Here is a 22,583-nt window from a genome sequence, read left to right as displayed (position 1 = left end):
GAATAAAGAAAAACCAACAAAACAAAATCAACAACAATGCTTTATGATTTCCATTCGTGTTATTCGTGTCATTCGTGGTTCAAATCCGGGGCCATGAGTGAATAGCCCGCCCGTGATCCCAGGCGAAGCGAAAAAACCGAAGAGGCCCATCGCAATTCGATGGGCCCCCGCGATCATGAATAACCTCGTGCCTCACAAGGCGTCGGCGCTGATGATCTCGCCCGCGTTGATCGAGTTGAGACCAATCCACACCTGGGAGTTGATCGAACCCTTGATGAACCGCACCGAGCCATCGCCCAGCAGCGAATTTACGCCGCCGGCGTGACGGCTCCGCGCACCGGCATACGCATCGTTGTCGCCGCCACTCGGATTGCAGGGGAGTTGCTGCACGGGTTCGCTGAAGCAAAACAGGCCAGCAGATCCGTGTGCATAGTCACCGTCGGGGCTGAGTCCCAGGGTGTCCTTGACGGAATTGGGGGTGAGTCGCGACATGAAACTGGAGCCGCCCGCGACGCACGACCACATCGCGCCTCGGATGTCGTAGGTCGAGCCCTGGAGGACTTCGCTGGCGAACACCGTGTTGCTGGTCCCGTCCGCGATCGAAGCCAGGGTGGTATTTCCGTCGTGACCAAAGGCCGACCGCAAATACCTCGTCATCAGGCTGGAAGCGAATCCCCCTCCCCAATTGGTATTGCCCCAACTCGCGGCATAATTCCCTTTGGTGAGGATAACCCCCTTCACTTGCGCGATGCCGGCGGCCGGGTTGACCTCAAACGTGGTCTGACGGTCGCTCGGGCACTGGAACGACGAAATCTTGGTGGCCGTTACGGTGGAATTGGCAATCCACCCATCAAATGCCCCGCCTGCCCAACCTTCCGCACCCAAGCTGAAGTTAAACGAATTCGCCAGGTTCCCCTGTTCGATCTGGGGCAGCATCAAGGTGAACCAGGTCGTGTTCTGGGCCTTGGCGAAGACCGTCGGAAACGCCTTGTCCGACCTCGGCGCCCAAATCCGGCCCGGGGGGAGCGTGTTGTGGGTGGAGATGTAGTTGTGCATCGCCAAGCCGAGTTGCTTCAGGTTGTTGACGCACTGAGACCGACGCGCCGCTTCGCGTGCCGCCTGGACGGCGGGGAGGAGCAGGGCAATCAAGACGGCAATGATTGCGATAACCACCAGCAGTTCGATGAGAGTGAAGGCAGAACGTTGCGACCGACTCATGAACCTCTCCTTGCTCTAAACATCGAGCAAAAGGGAAACGGGCGTTGGACCAGCGCAGGGACCGACCCAACCAATTATGAGATTAAAAACAGGAGCAGGGAGATGTGTGGCAGATGCCAACCCTAAGGGTAATCCACTGTGATTGTGGTGGAAACCCCCTTTTCCACTAATCGTTGATTTAAAGGAACAAGATTTCGCGTAACAGAACAAGCATAAGCCCTACAGTCCCCCTAGCCACGGCCCCGCGCGAGGAGCGGTACACGACCCCGTAACCTGAGTTTTTAATCAGCGACAGGGAGGAAGGCCAAGGCCTGCGATAACTTCAACGAGTTCAGCGTGGAGCAAAGGCAAACGAGGAAGGAGCCCCCGGAGTATTTGGAACAAATAGGCGTCTTTCCTATTGACGTTCAGCGGCATCGCCCCGTTGAGCGCCTCCGTTTCGAAGCGTTCTTCACGGTCGGCCGGGTCAAGAACGCTTACGATCGATGTCCCCGAGTTTCGTGTCTGTCTCGGAAGGCCAGGCTTCACTGGGAAATGAAGGGCGTTGGAGTGCCACGAGTTCCGTAATCGGAACCCGTGCACCCCAGGCCAGGGCCAAGGCATTCCCGCATGAGTTCCGAGTACGGAACCGCATAGCACCCGGAAGATCATCAAGCACTCCGGTGCGATTCGCCTTCGGGGACAGACTCTCAGTTCAGTTCTCGCTCGATCTCGCGAGCGGCCTGCTCTCCGGCGCGGAGGGCACCCTCAAGGTAACCGACCCAATCTTTGGCAAGGTCGGAGGACGCCCACCAGACGCGTCCGAAGCGGGGCATGTTCTCGCCACCGAGCGCGGGCCCTAACGGCTTCCAGAAGCCTGGGCTGAAGTGGCATCCATGACCGGCGCGGATGAATGGTTGGGCGGGCCAGTTCATCTCGAAATAATCGATCGGCTCCAGCGACGGCTCTCCGTAGACGTCCGACCACAGGCCGAGGACGGCCGCTTTCCGACGTTCGGGCGTCAGGCGACTCCATTCCGTCGCCTGCCTGGCGGAGATGAAGCCCAGAAGCACCCCGGGGGTCCCCGCTCGCGGCGTGTTATCGAACGTAAACGCCTGCGGCCCCTGGAAGGAGATACCGTTCCCTGACCAGGCACGCTCCCGCCAGAAGGGGCGGTCGTAGACGGCCTGGACCTTGACGGTCATCCCGGCTTGCAGGCCATCGAAGGCGCGGTAGAGATCCGAAGGTAAGAGCGGGTCGAAGCGGACCGTGTTGGTCAGTTGCGGAGGGAGGCAGATCAGCGTGGCCCGGGCGCGAAACGTGCCCTGGTTCGTGACCACGGAGACGGAACGTTCGTCCTGCCGAATGGACTGCGCCACCTGGCCGAGGCTGACATCCTGCCCAAGCTCCTGGGACATCCGTTCAGCCAGGAGCCCAGTCCCGCCGTCGATGCGGTTGGCCTGGGGACCGCCCAGGGCCCAGCCCGGTACGCCGTGGCTGGTCTTGATGAACCAGAGCATCTGGAGGAGCGAGATTTCGTCGGGTTCGGTCGAGAAGGCTTGGTTGGTCATGAAGTTGATGAATTGCCGCGCAGGCCTGGTCTTGATCCGACCATCGAGCCACGACGCGAACGTGATCCCATCCCATTCCTCGGCCCTGGGATGGAGCCAAGGCGTGACTGCCGACACGCTCTTGTTGAGGCGGGTCAATTCTTCGATCGTGGTCTCAATCTCAGTCCGAACGGCGGGAGGCTGGCCCATCTCGTCAACGAGACACTGGCCGGGAGAAGTTCGATAGCGTGCAGTGCGTCCCTCGAAGCTGAGGAACCAGTCTCCCTCATTCCACGAGGCGTAGGTCTCCAGGCCCAATTCATGGGCGACTTCCTGGACACGCGTCTGGTCCGGCACAATGTACTGGCCCCCCAGCTCGACGCGGCGGCCATCGTGGATCACGCGGTCACGTGTCCTCCCGCCCACCTGGTCATTCGCCTCGAGGACGGCCACCTTGCGGCCTCGCGAGCGCAGCAATCGCGCGGCCGCCAACCCCGCATACCCCGCGCCGAGGATCAATACATCCAGGATCTCACCATCCTGGACGCGGCTCGAGGGGTCGGAGAGCGTCGCCTCCGCCGTGGCGAGCCTCTCGGGCAAGCCGACCTCACCCACCGCTCCAGCACCCTCGAGGAAAGCCCGACGAATCGGCGCATTCATGTTCTTTGAGATCCTTAATCAAGATCGTGCCCGCTCGCGGTCGCCGCGCAAATCGGAGAGTGGACCACAGTCAGAACAGGCTACCACTGGACGTCGGGATCCGCAATCGAATCCATTGCCATTACGGCAATGCCATATTTTCCCCATGTGATTCAAGACTCAGAAGTCTGGATCGATCGCCTTCGGAATTGCGTCTATGGCCATCTTGTCGTGGCGTTGCCCATGTGCACGCAGGCCCGCCAGGGGCATGGCTGCCTTGGCCAACCCCGGAGGAACGGAACGGCCTTGTAGGCCATTATGGCCTGATTCCCAACGGGTCGAAGGCGGGAGATCCGGCTGGTTCCTCTCCTTATCCCCCCCTGGGACCGGGCGCCCCGCCCGCTCTTCAATTGAATGACTCCAAATTTGCTTGAATTTAAATTAGCAAAATAGCGGGCGGGTCGCCCAATGGCACTTACTTTCGCCAATCCTGCAATAAGGGGCACCTCTGGCACGTTTTTTGCGCCATGAACTCCTATTTTTTGGGAGTACCTCGCATGAACCATGACCAGGAATCACCCGCTGTCGTCGATTTGGGTGAGGCGGTTCGGATGTTCCATCGCTTGGTCCCACCGGATGTCCTGCATGCTCAGAAACCGCCCACGCTCTCGACCGTGTTCACGCCTTGGGTCGTTGTCTGGCTGATGATCTATCAACGGTTGACCTGCAATGCAACGATGGCCACCGCTGTGGGAGAGTTGGCTCGATTAAGTGCAGATGTGCTCCCTGATAACAAGCGGGCCCGTGAGAAATCGTTCTCGGCCAACACGGGTGGGTTTTCGCGAGCGCGAGATCGGCTGCCCGTGGAGATGGCTCAACGGGCGGCTGACGAGGTTTCTGCAGCCTTAATCGCCAAGTCTCCGCCATCGGTGAAAGGGCGTAACGCGTTTCTTGTGGACGGTTCCACGCTCTCTTTGGCACCCACTGACGCCTTGCGCAAAACGTATCCGCCGGCCCGCAATCAACACGGAGAATCGCACTGGCCGATCCTCCACTTGGTAGCGGCCCACGAGTTATCCAGCGGTGTGACCGTGCGTCCGGAAGTGGGGGCAATGTATGGCCCGGCCGCGATTGGCGAAGTCCCATTGTCGGCCGGTTTGATGCCGCGACTTCCGGTCGGCTCCGTGTTGATCGCCGACCGGAATTTTGGCGTCTTCGCGTTCGCCTGGTTAGCCAACCAGGCGGGCCACGACTTCGTGTTGCGGTTGACTGAGAAGCGATTTCGGTCGATGGTGCGCCAAGGGAAAGCCCAGGGCAAGGACCAGTGGGAACTAACTTGGCAGCCCAACCGCTGGGAACGCAAGTCGAACCCACAATGGCCGGCCGATGCAACGCTGCGTGTGTGGTTGCACGAGGTTCGAATTTCCGAGAAGCTGACGCTGTGGCTTGTGAGTCGGCTCCCTGACGAGGGGTGCGAGCTCGCCGCGATCTATGGCCAGCGGCAAAATATCGAAACCGATCTGCGTGATTTGAAGCGGACGCTTCGCTTGGAAGAGATGCGTGGCCGATCCACGGAGATGGTCGCGAAGGAACTGGCCTCGGCGACAGTGGCCTATAACATGGCGAATCTGATTCGCCGGATGGCTGCGGCTCGGGTCGAGATCGCGCCGCGGCGATTGAGCTTCAACCGGGTATGGTCGTTAGTGAAGGTCTTGCTCTTGGAGTCGCTGGATACCACGGACCCCGCGAAGATCCAAGAGCGGATCGACTTGGTTCTGAGGATGTCTGGCCAGTGTAAGCTCGCGAATCGCCCTGGCCGACACTACCCGCGTGAGGTGATCGCCCGCCGCAGAAAATTCCCACTGCGACCACGCAAACGCGGTCTGAAATCGAGAAAGTAAGTGCCATTGGGCGGGTCGCCCGCGGTCCCAGGGGGGGTGAGTGAGGAAGAGAGAGAGGACAACACATTGTCCGGACCACCCGCCGGGGACGTTTTCACTCGCGTTACAAAGCCGTCGAACCAGGAAGAGCAGGGGGGCCTCACCCCCCCATCGGCATGAACCGCTCGAGGTCTTCTCCCTTGGCGACGACCGTGACGCCATCCTCGGTGACGGTCAGGCCACGGGCGAGGTCGGCCGCGCGGTTCCAGCCGATGTCGAAGCCGGGGGGGACCTTGACGTCCTTGTCGATGATCGCCTTGCGGATCCGGGCGTGGCGGCCGACCTCGACGTTCTCAAACAGGATCGAGTCTTCAATCAAGGCGTAACTGTTGATCCGAACCCCCGGCGAGAGGATGCTCCGATAGACCTGCCCCCCCGAGACGATGGCCCCCTGGCAGACGATCGAGTTGAGCGCAGCGCCTCGGCGGTCGGGGTCGGTGTGGACGAACTTGGGGGGAGGCATCGGCGGCTGGTAGGTGTGGATCGGCCAGTTGCGGTCGTAGAGGTTGAGGATCGGGTCGATCTGGATCAGGTCCATGTTCGTCTGGAAGAAGGCGTCGAGCGTGCCGACGTCACGCCAGTAGGCGGCCTGTTTGCGGTTCTCATCGCGGAACGGATAGGCGAAGACTCGCGAGTCGGCCAGCATGCCCGGGATGATGTCCTTGCCGAAGTCGTGCGAGCTGGCTTCCTTCTTGGCGGCGTCCTGGAAGAGGAGCTCGTACATCACGTCGGTGGCGAAGACGTAGATGCCCATCGAGGCCAGGCTCATGTCGGGGTTCCCGGGCATCCCGGGGGGGTTCTTCGGCTTCTCGAGGAAGCTGAGGACCCGGCCGGCGGAATCGACGTCGATCACTCCGAAGTCGCTGGCCTGGGCACGAGGGACGGGCAAGCAGGCGATCGTCAGGTCGGCGCGACGTTCGCGGTGGAACGCGATCATCTCGGCATAGTTCATCTTGTAGATGTGGTCGCCGGCCAGGATCAGGGTGTCGCGGGGTGCGGCCTTCTCGATCGTGTACACGTTCTGGTAGATCGCGTCGGCCGTTCCCTGATACCACATCTCGGCGATCCGCTGTTGTGGCGGAATCACCTCGATGTATTCGTCGAGCTCGCGGCAGAGAAACTTCCAGCCCTGGTCGATATGCCGGTTCAGGCTGACGGCCTTGTACTGCGTCAGGATGAGAATCTTCCGGACGTCCGAGTTCAGGCAGTTGGACAGCGTGAAGTCGATGATCCGGTAGATCCCGCCGAAGGGTACGGCCGGTTTGGCCCGATCGCGCGTCAGGGGTTCCAGGCGAGTCCCGCGCCCCCCGGCGAGGACGATGGCCAAAACATCACGATGCACCAGACTGCCTCCGTTCCGTAAATCCTCAAGTCAAAGGGGATGCCCCCATTGTGCCCACGGGACTCGGACAAACCAACGGGTTAGTGGAAGAAGCCGCGGGCATCTTCGGTTCTTCGCGCCATTTTGATAGATTCGATCGTGAATCCTACTCGACTCGTTGTCACGATCAGGCTGGAACTCCACGAGGTTCCCGACTGACTGACCAACGACCGTGCGATTGATTCCGCCACTGGCAACTCCTTGGGAGACAACCGTGATCGCCCGCCTTCTCCACCGTTCCTGGCTCCGTGCCACGTTGATCCTCGCCTCTGCGCTTCCCGCCTCGGCCTTGCCGGTCCAGGGCGCGGACCGGATCAAGGACTTGCAGACCAACAACGTCGCGACCACCAAGAAGAAGATCGCTCGCCCCTACCACTTTGGCTCGCAGGGAGCCGGCGACGTCTTCTCGAACCACGGCAGCCACAGCAACCGCCTGATCCCGGTCTATACCTTCGGACGAAAAGGGCGGCTCGACCAGGTTACCGGGTCGAACAGCCTCTACCGCGACCCCGAGAAGCTCAAGGCGCTCTACGGGTTCCTCCCCGAGAATACGGTGAACCCCGAGGCCGAGTACGCCGACCAGAGCGACCTCTACCGGGTCCAGCGTGAGGCCGTGAAGAACGGCGTCAAGCACCTCTTTATCGTCTGGTTCGACGGGTTCGACTGGGAGACGACCCAGGCCGCCGCGATCGCCAAGACAGGCAAGATCTACACTGAGGGGAAGGGGTCGGGCCTGATCTTCCAGGACTATACCGCCGAAGGGTCGGCCCAGTACGGCTATTACGTCACTAGCCCGACCTACGACAAGAACAAGCCGAACCTCGACGCCCAGACCGTCACCATCGGGGCCGACGCCCTCCCGGGGGGCTATGACGCCCTGATCGCCGGACCGAACCCCTGGACGCTCGGCCCGCTCGGCCCGAAGGCTCCCGGCTACTTCAAGGGGCAGTCGGGCCATGAGGCGGACAAAGCCGGCGTGAAGGCCGTCGGCCGCGTCATGCACGCGTACACCGATTCCTCCACCAGCGCCGCCGAATTCGCGACAGGGGTCAAGGCCTACAACAACGGCGTCAACGTCGCCGACGACGGCCGGTTCGTGCCCACCCTCTTCAACCAGCTCCAGGCCGACGGCTGGAAGGTCGGCACCGTGACCAGCGTCCCGTTCCCCCACGCCTCGCCCTCGGCGATGTACGCCCACAACGTCCACCGCGACGACTACCAGGACCTCGCCCGCGAGATGCTCGGCCTGCCCAGCGTGGTCCAGGAGACGAAGAAGGGAGCGCAACTCCCCGGGCTCGACGTGGTGATGGGGACCGGCTTCGACCAGACGATCCCGGAGGTGGGAGTCAAGAAGGCGCAAGGCAAGAACGGCGTCGCGGGGGGGCTCTACATCGCCGACGCCGACAAGGCCGCTGTTGACGTCAAGAACGGCGGCAAGTACGTCGTGGCCCAGCCCGAACCCGGCGTCAGCGGCGGCGAAGCCCTCCGCAAGGCCGCCGCGACCGCGGCCGAGCAGGGAAAGCGCCTCTTCGGCCTCTACGGCACCAAGGAACATAACCACCTGCCGTACCAGACCGCCGACGGAGGCTTTGACCCTTCCCCCAACCTCGGCGGCAAGGCGGAGTCGTACTCCCCGGCCGAACTCAAAGAGCAGCCCACCCTGGCCGACATGACCGAGGCCGCCCTGACCGTCCTGACGGCCAAGCCGGCGCAGCCGTTCGCGCTGTTCGTTGAGGCCGGTGACGTCGACTTCGCCCTGCACAGCAACAACCTCGACAACGCCATCGGCGCGGTCTACAGCGGCGAGGACGCGATCCGGTCGATCATCAAGTGGGTCGAAACCAACAGCAACTGGGACGACTCGCTCATGATCGTCACCGCCGACCACGGGCACTACCTCGTGATCGACGACCTCGAAGCGCTGGCGAAAGCCAAGCCCTGATCGCCTTGCAAATCCAAGGGAACGCCGGCCGCCGAAGAAGGGGATCCCAACGATCGATCCCCTTCTCGGCAAGCCTGAAAACCGTTTCCTGGGACTGCGGACGAGCCGAATCTTCTTGCAATTGGACATAAGAGCAAGACAATTGAATTGCGGGCGGGTGGCCCGCGGTCCCAGGAAAAGCCTTCCCAAGCATTTCCTGGGACCGCGGGCGGCCCGCCCGCTCTTTGATCCAAATCCAATCAAACACAAAATACAGCATAAAAGCAAAGACAGTTGAATTGCGGGCGGGTCGTCCGCGGTCCCAGGGAAAGTCGACCCAGGGAACGACCTTCCAAAAATGACGTTGATCGTTCCGTCACATGACCGTCTGAAAGCCGCCGCAGCCCTTCGGATCACCTTGGAATCAAGGAACGAATAGGCCACTCAGGACAAGAGGATTCTGTGAGTCTCGCCAACATCGAACGCTCGGATGATCCCGCCCCGGCCTCCTTGACGACGCTCGCCCGGGGCGTCCTGGGAGACTTCCAGCGGATTCTGATGCCGCTCATCCTGTTCGAGGTCGCGTTCAAAGGGTTGGTCTATCCCCTCTGGCTGTTCGGATCGGTCTGGCTGCTCCCTGCGATCGTCGCGACGGCCGGCCGAGGAGGGGCCGTCACGAACAAGGACATCGCGACCTTCATGCTGTCCCCACCGGGGCTGTTGGTCGGCCTGATCGCCGGGGTCGCCACGATCTGGCTCTTCCTGTTCGAGCATCTGGGCGTGATGTTCATCGCGGCGATGAGCGGCCAAGGGTTGGCGTTCCGCGTGGGTCGAGTGTCACAGACCCTGGCGGCGGCCGGCTTGCGAATCTTGCGGATCGGCTTCGTCGGCTTGGCCGCCCTGGCTGTGACTACTGCGCCTTTCGCCCTCCTGGCGGCAATCATTTACATTACATTTTTCACATACCATGACATCAATTTTTATCTCTCGGAACGGCCGACTTCCTTCTATGTGGGTTTAGGCATCGGCATCCTCCTGCTCGCCGGAGCCATCGTCATCGGCTTCGCCCTCTGCGTTCGCTGGGTGTTCGCCCTGCCGATCCTGCTCCTGGAAGGGCTCCCCGGCCAGGCAGCGCTTGGAGAAAGCTGGCGGCGGTGCCGGGGAGCCTTCTGGCGAGTCGCCACAATCCTCCTCGGCTGGGAGGCCCTCGGGCTCGGACTGTCCTTGGTTGTGGTCGGAGCGTTCCGCTGGTTCTCGGCCATGGCCCTGGACGCCGCCGGCTATCATGTCTCGGTCGTGATTCCCCTCGTGATCATCCTGCTGGCCGGTCATGGACTGCTCCTGGCTGCGCTCTCCTTCCTGATGGTCTCCGTCCACAGCCTGCTGATCCTGCGACTCTACACCGAACGGGGCGGGACCGTCCGGTTCGCCTTGAAGGACGAGCCGGTGCGGGACAGGGAGCGAGATCCGGCCCTCCACGAAGGCCACAAGCCCCGGATCCTCCGGCTCTGGATGGTCCTCAGCGCGGCGTTCGTCGGCTTCGTCGCCGTCGTCGCGTTCGGGTCCACCGCGCAGACCGACGCCGGCCAGCGTGTGGAAATCACCGCCCACCGGGGCGATGCCCGCCACCACCCTGAGAATACCCTCAGCGCCATCCGAGGCGCGATCGAGGCCGGGGCCGACTACGCCGAGATCGACGTCCACGAGACGGCCGACGGCGCGATCGTCCTCCTCCACGACGACGACCTGATGCGGATGGCGGGCGACCCCCGCAAGGTCTGGGATCTCACCCTCGCCGAGATCCGCCAGGTGGATGTCGGCCGACGCTTCAGCCCCGCCCACGTCGGCGAACGAGTCCCGACCCTCGAAGAGGCGATCAGGCTGGCACGGGGCAAGATCAAGCTGAACATCGAGCTCAAATTCCGAGGCAGGAACCGCCGGCTCGCCGGCGCGGTCGCGCGTCTGATCCATCGCGAACGCTTCGAGTCGGAATGCGTCGTCGCCTCCCTGACCTACGACGGCCTGAGCGAAGCGAAGCGGTACAACCCACGGCTGCGGACCGCCGCCATCGTCACTTTCGCCGTCGGCGACATGAATCGGCTGGAAGCCGACGTCATCAGCGTCAACCGAAAGTTCCTGACCAACCGACTCGTCCGCAGAGCGCATGCGCGAGGCAAAGAGGTCTACGTCTGGACCGTCAACGATCCTCGAAGCATGATCAAGTTGATCGAGCTTGGCGTGACGAACATCATCACCAACGAGCCCCGACTTCTGGTCAGCATCCGCCGCGAGCGTGAGGAGCTGAGCGAAGTCGAGCGACGCCTCCTCGCGGCGCGATACTTCCTCGACATCAAACCTTGAGGAAGGTCCTGGCGCGCAGAGCCAGCCAGTGTCAAAGCCGAGGCGACCACCCCGGAATGCGCGCCCTGAAACGGGGTCGGGCGTCGATGCTGGGAATCCCACAAGAGAAAGGGCCCGGGCGGGTATGACTCTCCCTCCTCGGGCCCCCTTGCCAACGACCTTATGAAATTACTTGGCGGCGGGTCTCCCGGCCGCCGGTTCCATGCCTCGCGGCACCGCGTTCGGGTCCGTGGATGCTGGCTGCGCGGGAGCCGGGGCAGGCTCCGGAGTGCTACTCCCGCAACCGGTCAGACCGAGAAGAAGCACCAGCGTGCTCGCCGCATAGCCAAAACGACGCGTCGACATAAACAGAATTCCTTTGCAAGAGAAGCCTTGGTGCAACGGACAAATCAAGACCACGACCGGCGATCGCCGGCCGCAAGAGGCAAACGGTGAGAACCGGCCCCAGGCCAGGGTAGGGGGGAGGACCGCTCGAATCAGTACGAGTCGGCGGAGATAACCTCTTGTCCATTCATGGAGCTCAACCCTCGCCAGATGGCAAGATTGACGGCGTCTTTCGTGAACTTGACGCTGCCATCGCACATCAGGGCGTTCACACCCCCCGAGTGGTAGCTTCGCGCAGCGTTGAACCCGGGAAGCGAGCTCGTAACAATGCAGGGAGGGTTGGACCGCTTCAGGTCGGTGCTCACGCAATAGCCCGGCACCTGGTCGATCGTCTTCGAGTTAGGCGTAGAGTAGGCCATGAACATCGAGCAGTTCTGGTCGTCGTTCCAGATATCGCCCCGGTGATCGACGTCGGGATTGTACGGCCCCTTGGATTCAGGACAGATGATCTCGCTCATCATCAGCGTATTGCTCGTACCATCAACGATTGCGCTAAAATTGATCGCCTTGTTGGCCGTGAATGGAGCAGCAAGGTAAGGAAGACCCGTCGTCGGCGGCAGCGGCCCGACGTAGGGATTAAACGACGGATTCGTTACATCTTGATACCATGTCGTGTTTCCCCAGTTGACCATATAGTTGCCGTTGGACCGCACAGTCTGGGCGTCGGATGGCGACAGGACGATGGTACAGCCGGGGTCGGAGGGGCAATTGTAGGCGACGACCTCGGTCCTCATCGCCGTCGTGTTGGACCAGTCATAGAACGTCCTGCTGAAGTTGATCGCGTTGTAGAGCGGCCCCTGCTCGATGTTCGCCAGGATGTTGAACGCCCAGGTCCGGCGGTTCGGGTCGCCGTTGCTGGCCGGGTAATTGAACCCCATGCCCGTCCGGCCCATCGGAAACGAGTCGTTCGAGCTGTGGTAGTTGTGCATGGCCAGGCCAAGCTGCTTCAGGTTATTGACGCACTGAGACCGCCGCGCCGCCTCGCGGGCCGCTTGCACCGCCGGCAACAACAGAGCGATCAGCACGGCGATGATCGCGATGACGACCAAAAGCTCGATTAACGTGAACGCCCGTACGCGGCGCGGAGGCAGACTGGCAACGCTCGCTCGCATCACGAATCCTCCCATGAAAATACAACAGAATTATTAAAAAGCAGACTCGATCTTTCACTCCACTTGGAGCCATTCAAACCGAATCATCCTGATGCCTGCCCCGAGTGACGTTGCCTCATCCTGTCGACAAGGGATCTGACAGCTCACGCATAAACCGTGAGACCACGAGGAGGTCAAGCAGAAGTCGCCGGACATATATTAAGAATCAGGAGACAGCACTAAAGACTATTACACAAGGATCCAACGGATTTCTACACAAAAAAACTCACAATTCTGATTTCTCATCGACCGCAAAACCTTGCCAAAAGTAGCACAAACGCATTCTTCAAACCCATTATGATCACTTCAAAAAATCACCAATCAAGGAACCGGCAGGGAACAACCTCCCGATTCATGAAAGGGGTGATCGGGGCAAAACGGATCTCGCAGCTCGGCAGGTTTTGCCGAACCAGAAAACGAGGCCGGTTTTGATCGGGCCACCTTGCCGGTCCCTCTCCCCATCTCCCCTGGGACCGCGGCCGTCCCGCCTGTTCTTAAAATCAAATTAATTTCTTTAAATTCAAATCAATGGAATTGAAGAGCAGGCGGGACGGCCGCAGTCCCAGGGGGGGGCGAGCCTGTTTGAGACCAAGCGGCTCACCGCTTCATCAAGAGCAAGACACCCGCGGCAATCGCAAGGAGGGCCAACAGATCACCACTGGCGGCGAAGCTGATCTTGAGAAAGGGGGCTGACAACAGGCCGTGGAGGATCAGCCAGACGGCCAGCACGGTCCGCCCCAAGTCCTTGGGCATTTTCATCGTGGCTCCCGGAATTGAACGAGCCGCGTCAAAGAGAATCGCTCGCGCCGTGGCTCAAGCCGAGCATTCCGGGACCTGGCCCAGCCAGGCCCCCTATCAAAGCCCCAAGATGACGTAGTCAGATCCACGGTACTCTCCGTGGCTCATGCGATCAACGATCGGCTCGGGAATCGACCCGGCTCTCATACCGAGACCCATGAGTTCGACCTGGCAATTCCGCAATTCCGGGACATTACGGTTTCTTCCCGGTTTGCTCGAAGATCCAATCCCCGATCAAGGTCAGGGCCGAGGGGGCGATCGTCTCTTCGATCCGGGCATATTCGGAAGGCGCACCTGTCGTGCTGGTCTGGAAGAGGTGGTTCAGGCCAGGCAGCTCTTTAATCGTGAACTGCGTGTTTCCCCCTTGTTTGAGCGCGGTCTCGATCTCGGCGAGATTCTCCTTGGGAGGAACTTGCAGGTCCTTCTCACCCACGATCGCGAGCACCGGGCAGCGGACCTTGCCAAGCGTCGGCCGGGGATCGTAGCTCAGGAAATAGCGAAACCAAGGCGAGCGCAAGGTCTTGAACTGGCCGGCGATCCGGGCGTGCAGATCGCCAGCGTTCTTGCGTTCGGCTTCGGTCATCGCGGCCATCCAATCCTTGGTCGCCGCGAGTGCTCGCTCTTCGGCGATCTTGTCGTCGGGCTCGGTACGGGCGATCTCAAGGAGCCGCTTCTGGAAGTCGAGTTGCCGCGCGAGTTCTTTCGCGTCAACGAGGCTTGCCTGGCCGATGAGGCGGGCTTGGAGCGGAACGATCTCATCGCCAGGGAGCCCAGTGCCGGCCATCATGACGATGAAGGAGACGTCGGGCGACCGCACAGCAACCATCGGCGCCACAAGCCCCCCCTCCGAGTGGCCGATCAAGCCGATCTTTGACCCGTCGATCTCGGACCGCGTTTTCAGGAAGGCGATCCCGGCGAGCACATCTCCGGCGAAGTCATCGGAGTTGGAGTTCATGGTATTGCCGGTCGAACCACCGACCCCACGGTCATCCGCTCGGAGCACGGCGATCCCACGGCGGGTCAGCGCATCGGCCAGCACGAGAAACGGCTTGTGCCCGAGCAGAGACTCGTCGCGGTCCTGCGCCCCCGAGCCACTGATCAGAATCACCGCCGGAAACGCATTCGGACCGGCCGGGAGTGTCAACGTACCCGCCAAAGTCACCCGGCCCGCCGCGTTAGCATATGAGACGTCCTCCGTCTTGTACGGGAACGGCGGCATCGGCGTCTGCGGCCGCCGGGCCTCGCTGACCTGCTCCACCCGCTTCAAGCTCAGCGGCAACCTGTTCCCTGCCTGCGACCACGTCCCCTTCGCCTCGGTCCCGTCGGGGTTCAACGCCCCCTCAAACTTGCCCAGAATCCTTTTCATTTCCATCACAAGATGAGTGCCATCGAGTGTGACCGAGTCAACCTTGAGCCCCTTGGCCCCCTGATCGGGGCTGTCAAACGTCGCGGTAAACTTACCGGCTTCATCCTTGGCGATATGGAACACCATGCGAAGCTCGATTCCCGCGCCGATCGTCAGCTTACCCTCCCAGATTTGCTCCTTGCGATTCGGCTCGTCCGCCACCGCCGACCAACCGGCCAGGATGAGGGTGACGGCGGAAACCCACAACGCTGCATTCATCATTCTCATCAAAGACCCCCGATGGACGCCTGAAGAAGATTGGCATCAATATCTCAATGCCTTTCGGTTCTCTCCACGGACAACCGCATCAAGCCACTCGACGATCACTCTCTTCAATTCAGCAGACAAATGTCATTTTTTATACAAATAAATAATAATTAGGCTACGAAACCCCGAATCGGCCAGGACGCCGGCGGGGACGGTTGATCCACCAGCCAATAGAAAAGCCCAAGGTTTCTCGCTCAGATCTCGCCGCGTCGCTCGAGCTGCTTGAAGCGGACCAGAGAAAAGATCGTCGGGATCACCACGATCAGCACCAACGAGGAGAGCGCCAAGATCGGGTAGCCCACCAAAGCCACCACCGCGCCCAGCAGGCCAACGCCGAAGGTCAACCACGCAGCCATGCGATGGGTCTCGTTCCAAACTCGCTCGCTGGCCAGGGTCCAGGGGACGCGAAAGCCGACATAGAAGTTACGGCGCACCTTCCCCATCACGTTCCCCATCAGGCCAATGCCCAAAAGGAGGCCCGCCACGAGACTCCTCGTGACGTCGAACTTGTACCCCAACGCCGCCAGCAGCGTCACGGCGTGAATGAAGCCCTGGAGGGCAAGTGCGACAATAACGATAAATCCATAGGCCGATTGGAACCCCTCCATCTTGAACGGGGCGGGCGAGAGCCAGGGAAGCGCGGCGAAGAAGGCGAGCAACCCCACCATGACCGTCGGCATCAGGAATGCGGCCAACGCCTTCGGGCCATGAGCATCCACCTGCCCGTGGAGATTCCAGTGGGTCGGCACCCGATCCGGCAGCGCCCTGTAGACCACGGCCGTACCAATCCAGACCATGACAATGAGCCCGATCGCGATGAACCAAGAGTTACGAGTCATGAGTGGCTCCCCCCGCCCCCGAAGAGGTCGTGAATCCAGGCAATAGCATCCTGAACAACCGTGGTATCGAGCGTGTAATAGATCTGCTTCCCCTCGCGACGGCTGCGGATCAGCTCCGCCTCCTTCAAGACCGCGAAGTGATGCGACATCGACGGCTTGCTCATGGCGAAATGGTCGGCCAACTCTCCCGCCGTCTTCTCACCGCACCGAAGTAACCGGAGAATCTCCCGACGCGTCGGGTCGGAGAGAGCCTTGAAGATGTCGTTCATCAGCCAGCACCACTCGGTATTCGCCCGCCAGCCGCAATCATTTAGTCTTCCGTCTAATTATCTCTCCCAAAAGCCCGGAATCAAGGGAGGAGTGATTTCCAGACGATCCGCCAGGTCGCCCCGAGTTTGCGGACAACGGTGACTGCCTGGCCGAAAACCCAGAGCGTCGGCCAACGAATTGCGCAAGGGCAGGGGGGAGAGAGTGCGACCGATCACAATGGAATCCGCACGGACGGACCGCTCAGGTAGGGACAGCGTCGATGTGGTTGCGGAACCAGAGTTCGAGCACGAGCAAGGTCCAGAGTTTATAGGCGTGGTCACATTGGTTCTGGACGTGTTCGTCGATCAAGGTGGCGATCGCCTCGGGGCGGAAGAGGCCGCGGTTCTGGGAGACGGGGTCGAGCAGAACGGAGCGGAGCTCATCTTTCAGGGGGCCGCGGAACCAGCGGTCGACCGGAACGCCAAAGCCCATCTTGGGACGATTGCGAAGGGCAGGGGGAAGGTATTCGGGGAACGCCTGCTTGAGGATCGCCTTCGAATGGCCGTTGCGGAGCCGAAGCTTGCGCGCGATCGGCATCGCCATCGCCAACTCGACCACGCGGTGATCCAAAAGGGGGCCACGGCACTCCAGGCTGTGCGCCATGCTCGCCATGTCAACCTTCACCAGGAGGTCGCCCGGCAAGTACGTCAGGAGGTCGGCCGTCATGGCGCGGGTGACCGGGTCGCGGCGCGAGGCTGCGGCGAAGGCGCGGGTGAGTGCCTCGGCGGGGTCGGCCTCGGCGGGTTGAGCGGTCCCGGCCTCGGCCAACGTTTCAATCCAAGAGTCGGAATATAAGGCGATGCGGCTGGCCTCGTCGAACTGGCAGATCCAGCGGAGGTAGCGGGGCACCGGTTCTTCGCCGATCCCCTCCAGCCAGCGGCGGACCTTGCGCATCGGGGTCTTCGCCCGGGTGGAGACCGGCAGGGCCCGCGCGACCGGCCCTTGCAAGACCCGGCGCGGCCCCGCCGGAAGCCGGTCCGTCAGACCTGCCAGGGCGATCGCCCGGTAGCGATCGTAGCCCGCGAACAGCTCGTCCCCAGCATCGCCGGTGAGCGCCACCGTCACCTCCCGGCGCGTCTCTTGCGCGACGCACCAGGTCGGGACCGCCGAGCTGTCGGCGAACGGCTCGTCGAACTGGGCGGCCAGGGCCGGAAGCAACTCCCAGGCCCTCGGCGTCACAACGAACGCGTGGTGCTCGGTCCCCAAATGCCGCGCGGCGAGCTCGGCGAACCGGGTCTCGTCGAACGCCGGGTCGTCGAAGCCGATGGAAAAGGTCTTCACCGGCTGAGTCGACGCCTCTTGCATCAGGCCGACAATAATCGTCGAGTCGACCCCGCCCGAGAGAAAGGCCCCGAGCGGCACGTCGGCCACCATCTGCTCGCGGACCGCATCGCCGAGCGTGGCGCGAAGCTCCTCGACGTCCTCCTCCAACGGCCGGTTCCGCTCGAGCGACCAGTCAGGGTTCCAGTAGCGCTCCAGTCGCAGCGTCCCCCCTTCCCAGACCGCGTAGTGCGCCGGAGGAAGCTTGTGGGTGCCTGCCAGGATCGTGTCCGGGTGGGGGATATAGCCGTAGGTCAGGTAGCGATCGAGGGCCAACGGATCGACCCGGCGGGGGAATTCGGATTCGGGCAAAGCGAGGAGCGACTTCAGCTCGCTGGCGAAGAGGATCCGCGTCCGGTCGTGCCGGTAGACCAACGGCTTCTGCCCGAGTCGGTCGCGGCCCAGGAGCAGGCGACGGCGCGGGGCGTCCCAGATCGCCACCGCGAACATCCCACGGAGCAAGGAGAACATCCCGGGGCCTTCGTCCTCGTAGAGGTGGACGAGGACCTCGGTATCCCCCGTCGAACGGAGCGTGTGCCCGCGCGCTTCCAGGCGGTGCCTCAGCTCGGGGAAGTTGTAGATCTCGCCGTTGAAGACGGTCCAGATCGTGCTATCCTCATTGCTGAGCGGCTGATGGCCGCCGGAGAGGTCGACGATCGAGAGCCGGCGAAACCCCAGGGCGGCGTGATCGTCGCGGTAGACGCCCGAGTCGTCGGGCCCGCGATGCACGATCCGCGTCATCATCGCCGCCAAGGCATCCTCGGCCAAAGGCCGGCCGGCGTCCGTCCAGGCCGCACCCGTGATCCCGCACATAGCCGTTGGGGTCCTTCGCTACCGAATGCGCAAATCTCGTTATCAAGACGATTCATTCTGACTTAGCCAGCCGGTTGAGGAACGGGGAATTTCTCAGATTTGCGGGAATTCCGTCTTCTTTTTTTTTGAGAGCGAGAGAACCCGGCGGGCGGGGAAAGTCTCTCAAGATCCGGCCCCTGCAGGGGCCGAGCCGAGGAAACACGATGCTCCCAACCAGAATCAGCAAACTCTCTGGATCGTGTGTCGTCTCCCTACTGATCGGACTGGTGGGCCTCCCAGTCGCGGCAGCCCCTCCCGATCCAGGGGCAGGGTTCGGATCGATCAGGGGTCGTGTGATCTGGTCAGGAGCGGAGATCCCAAGGTTCAAGGACCTCGTGCCCCAAGGTCAGGCGGAGAGAGACCCCCAAGTTTGCGCCCAAAAGAGGGCGATTCCCGACAATGCGTTGATCATCGATCCCAGGTCGAAAGGAATCACCGATGCCATCGCCTACCTGAGCGATCCTCAGGGGGACTTCTTCGAGACCGAGGTGACGCTCATCGCAGACGCGCCCAAGGTCACCATCGACCAGAAAAACTGCGAGTTCTTGCCCCGAATCACGGCCATGCACACAGCCCAGGAGCTCGTTTTCACGTCAAGCGACCACGTCGTTCACAACATCCATCTCTCGCCGCTCAAGAATTATGAGCTCAATCAACTGGTGGCCCCTGAAGGCCGGCTCAGCGTGAGGCTACAGGCCGAGAGGCGAGAGATTCCAGTCCAGTGCAGTCTTCACCCCTGGATGCACGCTTCGATCAAGGTCTTCGACCACCCTTTCTTCGCGAAGACCGGCAAAGAGGGAACGTTCGAGATCACACGAATTCCACCCGGGGAACAGAGGCTCATCATCTGGCATGAGAGGGCCGGTTATCTGACCGAGGGCAAGTCGCGGGGGATAGTTGTTACCGTCACGCCTGGGAAGGTCTCTGATGTCGGTACAATCAAAATCGCCCCCGAACAAATCAAGGAATCCCCATAATCATCTCCAACACCCCAGCATCGAGAAGCCTGATGATCTGACGCACACCGTTCTATCCTGACGTCTGAACACAGGTAGAATAGAGAGTTTCCTCATCATGGCTTCCGGAACTCTTTGAAGACGCTCCCCTTCCTCACTGAGGGCATTCGCGACAACCAGGGAGTTGAACCATGAGCCGCGTCACCCAGACGATTACCCTCACAAGCGATCGACATTTTGGTCGCCACCTGCCGCCCCAGGCACTCGGGCACGTCCTGACCGCGATCCCGACGCTCGTGCGCCAATCCGTCTCGATGGCGTTCCGGGGACGCAGTAGCGGGCGCGGCACCCGCCCCCACTGGCTTGAGGCAGCCGCCGACCTCCGCTTCCTCAACCACGAGGGGAACGACGAGTCCGTTCTCGTCTTCGAAGTACCGACGCTTGGTGAGGCCGCAGCAGACCTCTACCAGCAGCAGGAATTCTGGCCCACCCACCCTGATCCGACTGAGACAGGGCTCGACCTACTCGGCGACGTGCTGCGGGACGTGGCCGCCCACAACGAGGACAGCGATCGTTTCGACAAGCGGTTGCTAAACAAACTGGCCGGATTCAAGAATGTGTTGGACGGCACGTTCCGGGAACTTCGCCTCGACCTCGCCGGTCATGACGAGAAGGCACCGGCTCTCATTAACCCCGAAGTCATCGAGACGGCGCAGGAGTTCGAGGCAACCACTCCTTCTCCCCAGAGAATCCGCGTCGTGGGGACACTGGACATGGTGCGTGCCAGCACCCAGAGCTTCGCCCTTCGGCTGGACGACGGACAAAAGGTTCGTGGTATACTGCTTTCCGAATCGGCCGTGGAATCCGAGCATGACCTGGAGAAACGGGTTCTTGTCCTGGGCAGCGCAATCTACCGCGCCTCAGGTCGCCTGCTGCGAATCGACGCCGACGAGATCAAACCGGCGGCGGAAGGCGAATCAACACTGTGGTCCCGCATTCCCCCAGCGAGGACAAGGCGGTTTGATCTCCGGAAAGTTCTCCAGGAGCAGAGTCAGAAGAAAGGCGTCACCGCGATCATGGGGCAGTGGCCCGGTGACGAGACCGATGAAGAGATCGAGCAGGCGCTACGGGACATCAGCCAATGAACGCTGGCGTCGGCTATCTCCTCGACACCAACATCCTCCTCACGCTCATGCGAAGGAACCCGCTCGGGACCTTCATCGAGACAACGTACTCTCTTTGAGCCTCTTTGAGCCGTAGCCTGATCTCAGTGGTGACGGTGGGAGAAATGAAGTCGCTCGCTCGCCAACTTGATTGGGGAGTTGCCAAGCTCGACGCTCTCGAAATCATGCTCCAGCAACTGGTCTGGATCGATATTAGTGACTCGCAAATCCTCGAAGCCTACGGCGAAATCGACCACGCAAGCCGCAAGGCAGGCCGAGTGATCGGCAAGAACGACGTCTGGATCGCCGCCACCGCCCGCGTCTCTGGGGCAACCCTGCTCACCACCGATCTCGACTTCGAGCACCTACACGGCACCTGGATTGACCGTATCTGGATCGACCCAAACATTGGTAAGACCCCATAAGCACCGCCGCACAGCAAATTGTCAGCAAAGCCTAGAACTTCGCCCATGTCCTTCGGAACGGCGGGCTCTCTCAACTGACAAAACACGTTCTTATCCATACTGCGGAGAGACGACCTCGGCTTGGCGACCGGGTAGGTGATGGAGTAGCGTGGTGGGCATCCTGGAGTGCCCGCTCTTTTTTCTGAAGAGTGCGTGGGAACGACGCGATGGCATTCCGCGTGCACGCGACGTCATCTCGAATGGAGTCTGCTTTTGATGACCGCTCCCTCGACCGAATCGGACGCGCCGGTGGCCCTGCCTTGGGGTGAGGCCGAGACCCTGACACTCGACTTACCGCAAGCCTGGCGGTCGACGGCCGAGGTCGTCTGGCCCGACCTGACCGGGGGAATCGACGACTACCCGGCGGCGCTCGAGAAGGCGCTGAACGCCCCCGAGGCCGGCCTGCAAGTCGGCCCCGGCTCGACGGTCGCGATCGTGGTCGACGACCCGTCGCGCTGGACGCCGGTTCGCGAGGCACTGCCAATCATTGTCCGTCGACTCCACGAGCTGGGCGTACGCCAGGAAGACGTCTCGATCAGCGTAGGTGTCGGCCGGCATCACGCCGTGAACGCCGAGGCGATGCGTAAACGGGTTGGCGACGCGATCGCGGACGCGTATTCCTGCCATAGCCCGCCGGTGGACGATCTCTCAGCCTACGTCGACTTGGGGGTGACGCCCGAGGGGGTGCCGGTCCGAGTCTTTCGCCCGGTGGCCAAGGCCGATCTCCGGATCTTGATCGGGTCGGTCCTGCCTCACCTGCAGGCTGGGTTCGGCGGGGGGTATAAGCTGATTTTCCCGGGGACGAGCCACCGAACGACCCTGGGGGCCTTGCATCGTCAGGGGCTCAGCGCAGGGCAGGCGGGCCGGCTCCTCGGGGGCAACGCCGACCAGAACCCGATGCGGCAGGCGATCCGCTCGGCGGCCCGTTTGCTCGGTCCTTGCCTCTCGATCAGCCATCTGCTGGGGGCGCCTGGGGAGGTGCTTCACGTGGCGGCCGGGCACCCGGACGCGGTCCAGGACCAGCTTGCGGTCGAGGCCAGGCGGCGGCTCCGAGCGCCCGACGCCGCGCCGGCCGACCTGGTGGTCGCGGGCAACAACCCCTGGCCGGGCGACCCGATGCAGAGCTTCAAGGTCTTGCTCCAGCACCGCGCGGCGAGTCGGCCGGGGGGGGTCCTCGTCGGGTTCTTCTGGACCGAGGCCGACCAGATCGACCGCTCGTTCCCGATGCCTGCGCTCCGCGCGATCGCCGCTTCAGGGGCGGTGGGGGGCTGGGTCATCCGCCGTGGCCTGGCACTGGCCAGCGACCTCGTTTCGGCGGTCGGCAGCCCCAGCGCCTTCATGCTTCGCTGGGCCCGCGAGTTGGTGGTCGACCGGACGGTCCTCGTCTTCGCCCCGCCCCTTTACGACCGAATCGGCCCTCGGCTCGGGCCGATCCGCCTCTTCGCTGACCAGGGGCAACTCTGGCAGGCCGCAGCCGACGCCCTGAGCCGGGCCGGCGTCGACTCGCCTCGCGTCCGGGTCTTTCCCCAAGGGGGGCTGACCTACGCTCCGGAACCGGAACCGAGGACCTCCCCCCAACCCGCCAGCGCGGTATGATTCCAATATGTGGAGGCCGCGCGTTCTCAGCCCCTCGCTGAACCGTGGGCCTCCCCCTCCCTCTCCCCCTCCAGCGAAGCGAGGCCCGTT

At 62.1% G+C, this 22,583-nt stretch carries 17 protein-coding genes; 7 read left to right on the top strand and 10 right to left on the bottom strand.

Going from position 1 to position 22,583, the window contains the following annotated elements; translation table 11 throughout:
- Positions 1-192: 192 nt before the first annotated feature.
- Both SINAC_RS01395 and SINAC_RS01390 read right to left on the bottom strand, forming a co-directional pair.
- Positions 193-1,218 carry a DUF1559 domain-containing protein gene (locus SINAC_RS01395; RefSeq protein ID WP_015243916.1) on the bottom strand — a complete coding sequence of 342 codons (1,026 nt, stop codon included), beginning with the start codon at positions 1,216-1,218 and terminating at the stop codon, positions 193-195.
- A 689-nt stretch (positions 1,219-1,907) separates the two neighbouring features.
- Positions 1,908-3,407: a flavin monoamine oxidase family protein gene (locus SINAC_RS01390; protein WP_015243914.1), complete on the bottom strand. Its 1,500-nt coding sequence runs from the start codon at positions 3,405-3,407 to the stop codon at positions 1,908-1,910.
- Positions 3,408-3,943: 536 nt separating this feature from the next.
- Between SINAC_RS01390 and SINAC_RS01385 the strand changes: the two genes are divergently transcribed.
- Positions 3,944-5,287 (top strand): IS4 family transposase, encoded by a 1,344-nt coding sequence (locus tag SINAC_RS01385; protein WP_015243913.1) that lies wholly within the window; start codon positions 3,944-3,946, stop codon positions 5,285-5,287.
- A 139-nt stretch (positions 5,288-5,426) separates the two neighbouring features.
- Here the strand turns inward: SINAC_RS01385 and glgC are convergent, their stop codons facing one another.
- Positions 5,427-6,668, bottom strand: a complete 1,242-nt coding sequence (gene glgC / locus SINAC_RS01380; RefSeq protein WP_015243912.1) for a glucose-1-phosphate adenylyltransferase — start codon at positions 6,666-6,668, stop codon at positions 5,427-5,429.
- A 253-nt stretch (positions 6,669-6,921) separates the two neighbouring features.
- On the opposite strand from glgC, the gene SINAC_RS01375 reads away from it, so the two are divergent.
- The gene (locus SINAC_RS01375) at positions 6,922-8,649 is read left to right on the top strand and encodes an alkaline phosphatase (protein WP_015243911.1); all 1,728 of its coding nucleotides are present in this window, start codon (positions 6,922-6,924) and stop codon (positions 8,647-8,649) included.
- Positions 8,650-9,090: 441 nt separating this feature from the next.
- Positions 9,091-10,989, top strand: coding sequence for a glycerophosphodiester phosphodiesterase (locus SINAC_RS01370; RefSeq protein WP_015243910.1), 1,899 nt, complete (start codon positions 9,091-9,093; stop codon positions 10,987-10,989).
- Positions 10,990-11,157: 168 nt separating this feature from the next.
- Here SINAC_RS01370 and SINAC_RS39540 read toward each other — a convergent pair whose 3' ends face one another.
- The 7 genes from SINAC_RS39540 to asnB all read right to left on the bottom strand — a co-directional run bounded on the left by SINAC_RS39540 (position 11,158) and on the right by asnB (position 18,275).
- The gene (locus SINAC_RS39540) at positions 11,158-11,334 is read right to left on the bottom strand and encodes a hypothetical protein (RefSeq protein ID WP_015243909.1); all 177 of its coding nucleotides are present in this window, start codon (positions 11,332-11,334) and stop codon (positions 11,158-11,160) included.
- Between the two features lie 131 nt (positions 11,335-11,465).
- Positions 11,466-12,485 carry a DUF1559 domain-containing protein gene (locus SINAC_RS01365; RefSeq protein ID WP_015243908.1) on the bottom strand — a complete coding sequence of 340 codons (1,020 nt, stop codon included), beginning with the start codon at positions 12,483-12,485 and terminating at the stop codon, positions 11,466-11,468.
- A gap of 636 nt (positions 12,486-13,121) precedes the next feature.
- Positions 13,122-13,277 (bottom strand): hypothetical protein, encoded by a 156-nt coding sequence (locus SINAC_RS39535; protein ID WP_020467041.1) that lies wholly within the window; start codon positions 13,275-13,277, stop codon positions 13,122-13,124.
- Positions 13,278-13,515: 238 nt separating this feature from the next.
- Positions 13,516-14,955: an alpha/beta hydrolase family protein gene (locus SINAC_RS01360; protein ID WP_015243906.1), complete on the bottom strand. Its 1,440-nt coding sequence runs from the start codon at positions 14,953-14,955 to the stop codon at positions 13,516-13,518.
- 233 nt (positions 14,956-15,188) lie between these two features.
- Complete coding sequence (locus SINAC_RS01355) at positions 15,189-15,833, bottom strand: SdpI family protein (protein ID WP_015243905.1); 645 nt, start codon at positions 15,831-15,833, stop codon at positions 15,189-15,191.
- On the bottom strand, positions 15,830-16,102 hold the full coding sequence (locus tag SINAC_RS01350; RefSeq protein ID WP_015243904.1) for an autorepressor SdpR family transcription factor: 273 nt from the start codon (positions 16,100-16,102) through the stop codon (positions 15,830-15,832). The genes SINAC_RS01355 and SINAC_RS01350 overlap by 4 nt, the downstream gene beginning before the upstream one ends.
- Before the next feature lie 241 nt (positions 16,103-16,343).
- A complete protein-coding gene (gene asnB, locus SINAC_RS01345; RefSeq protein WP_015243903.1) occupies positions 16,344-18,275 on the bottom strand; it encodes an asparagine synthase (glutamine-hydrolyzing) in 1,932 nt (643 codons plus the stop codon).
- A gap of 203 nt (positions 18,276-18,478) precedes the next feature.
- On the opposite strand from asnB, the gene SINAC_RS01340 reads away from it, so the two are divergent.
- The 4 genes from SINAC_RS01340 (at position 18,479) to SINAC_RS01325 (ending at position 22,493) form a co-directional block, all read left to right on the top strand.
- Complete coding sequence (locus SINAC_RS01340) at positions 18,479-19,291, top strand: hypothetical protein (RefSeq protein WP_015243902.1); 813 nt, start codon at positions 18,479-18,481, stop codon at positions 19,289-19,291.
- 170 nt (positions 19,292-19,461) lie between these two features.
- Complete coding sequence (locus SINAC_RS01335) at positions 19,462-20,415, top strand: hypothetical protein (protein ID WP_015243901.1); 954 nt, start codon at positions 19,462-19,464, stop codon at positions 20,413-20,415.
- Between the two features lie 104 nt (positions 20,416-20,519).
- Positions 20,520-20,858, top strand: coding sequence for a PIN domain-containing protein (locus tag SINAC_RS01330; protein WP_390553510.1), 339 nt, complete (start codon positions 20,520-20,522; stop codon positions 20,856-20,858).
- A gap of 255 nt (positions 20,859-21,113) precedes the next feature.
- On the top strand, positions 21,114-22,493 hold the full coding sequence (locus SINAC_RS01325; protein WP_015243900.1) for a lactate racemase domain-containing protein: 1,380 nt from the start codon (positions 21,114-21,116) through the stop codon (positions 22,491-22,493).
- Positions 22,494-22,583: the final 90 nt, after the last annotated feature.

It is taken from the genome of Singulisphaera acidiphila DSM 18658, assembly GCF_000242455.2.
GTDB lineage: Bacteria > Planctomycetota > Planctomycetia > Isosphaerales > Isosphaeraceae > Singulisphaera > Singulisphaera acidiphila.
This window is presented reverse-complemented; position numbering and strand designations above follow the sequence as displayed.

Coding starts and splice junctions, on each gene's coding strand:
- SINAC_RS01395 (WP_015243916.1), bottom strand. CDS start 1,218: ATGAGTCGGTCGCAACGTTCTGCCTTCACTCTCATCGAACTGCTGGTG.
- SINAC_RS01390 (WP_015243914.1), bottom strand. CDS start 3,407: ATGAATGCGCCGATTCGTCGGGCTTTCCTCGAGGGTGCTGGAGCGGTG.
- SINAC_RS01385 (WP_015243913.1), top strand. CDS start 3,944: ATGAACCATGACCAGGAATCACCCGCTGTCGTCGATTTGGGTGAGGCG.
- SINAC_RS39540 (WP_015243909.1), bottom strand. CDS start 11,334: ATGTCGACGCGTCGTTTTGGCTATGCGGCGAGCACGCTGGTGCTTCTT.
- SINAC_RS01365 (WP_015243908.1), bottom strand. CDS start 12,485: ATGCGAGCGAGCGTTGCCAGTCTGCCTCCGCGCCGCGTACGGGCGTTC.
- SINAC_RS39535 (WP_020467041.1), bottom strand. CDS start 13,277: ATGCCCAAGGACTTGGGGCGGACCGTGCTGGCCGTCTGGCTGATCCTC.
- SINAC_RS01360 (WP_015243906.1), bottom strand. CDS start 14,955: ATGAGAATGATGAATGCAGCGTTGTGGGTTTCCGCCGTCACCCTCATC.
- SINAC_RS01355 (WP_015243905.1), bottom strand. CDS start 15,833: ATGACTCGTAACTCTTGGTTCATCGCGATCGGGCTCATTGTCATGGTC.
- SINAC_RS01350 (WP_015243904.1), bottom strand. CDS start 16,102: ATGAACGACATCTTCAAGGCTCTCTCCGACCCGACGCGTCGGGAGATT.
- asnB (WP_015243903.1), bottom strand. CDS start 18,275: ATGTGCGGGATCACGGGTGCGGCCTGGACGGACGCCGGCCGGCCTTTG.
- SINAC_RS01340 (WP_015243902.1), top strand. CDS start 18,479: ATGCTCCCAACCAGAATCAGCAAACTCTCTGGATCGTGTGTCGTCTCC.
- SINAC_RS01335 (WP_015243901.1), top strand. CDS start 19,462: ATGAGCCGCGTCACCCAGACGATTACCCTCACAAGCGATCGACATTTT.
- SINAC_RS01325 (WP_015243900.1), top strand. CDS start 21,114: ATGACCGCTCCCTCGACCGAATCGGACGCGCCGGTGGCCCTGCCTTGG.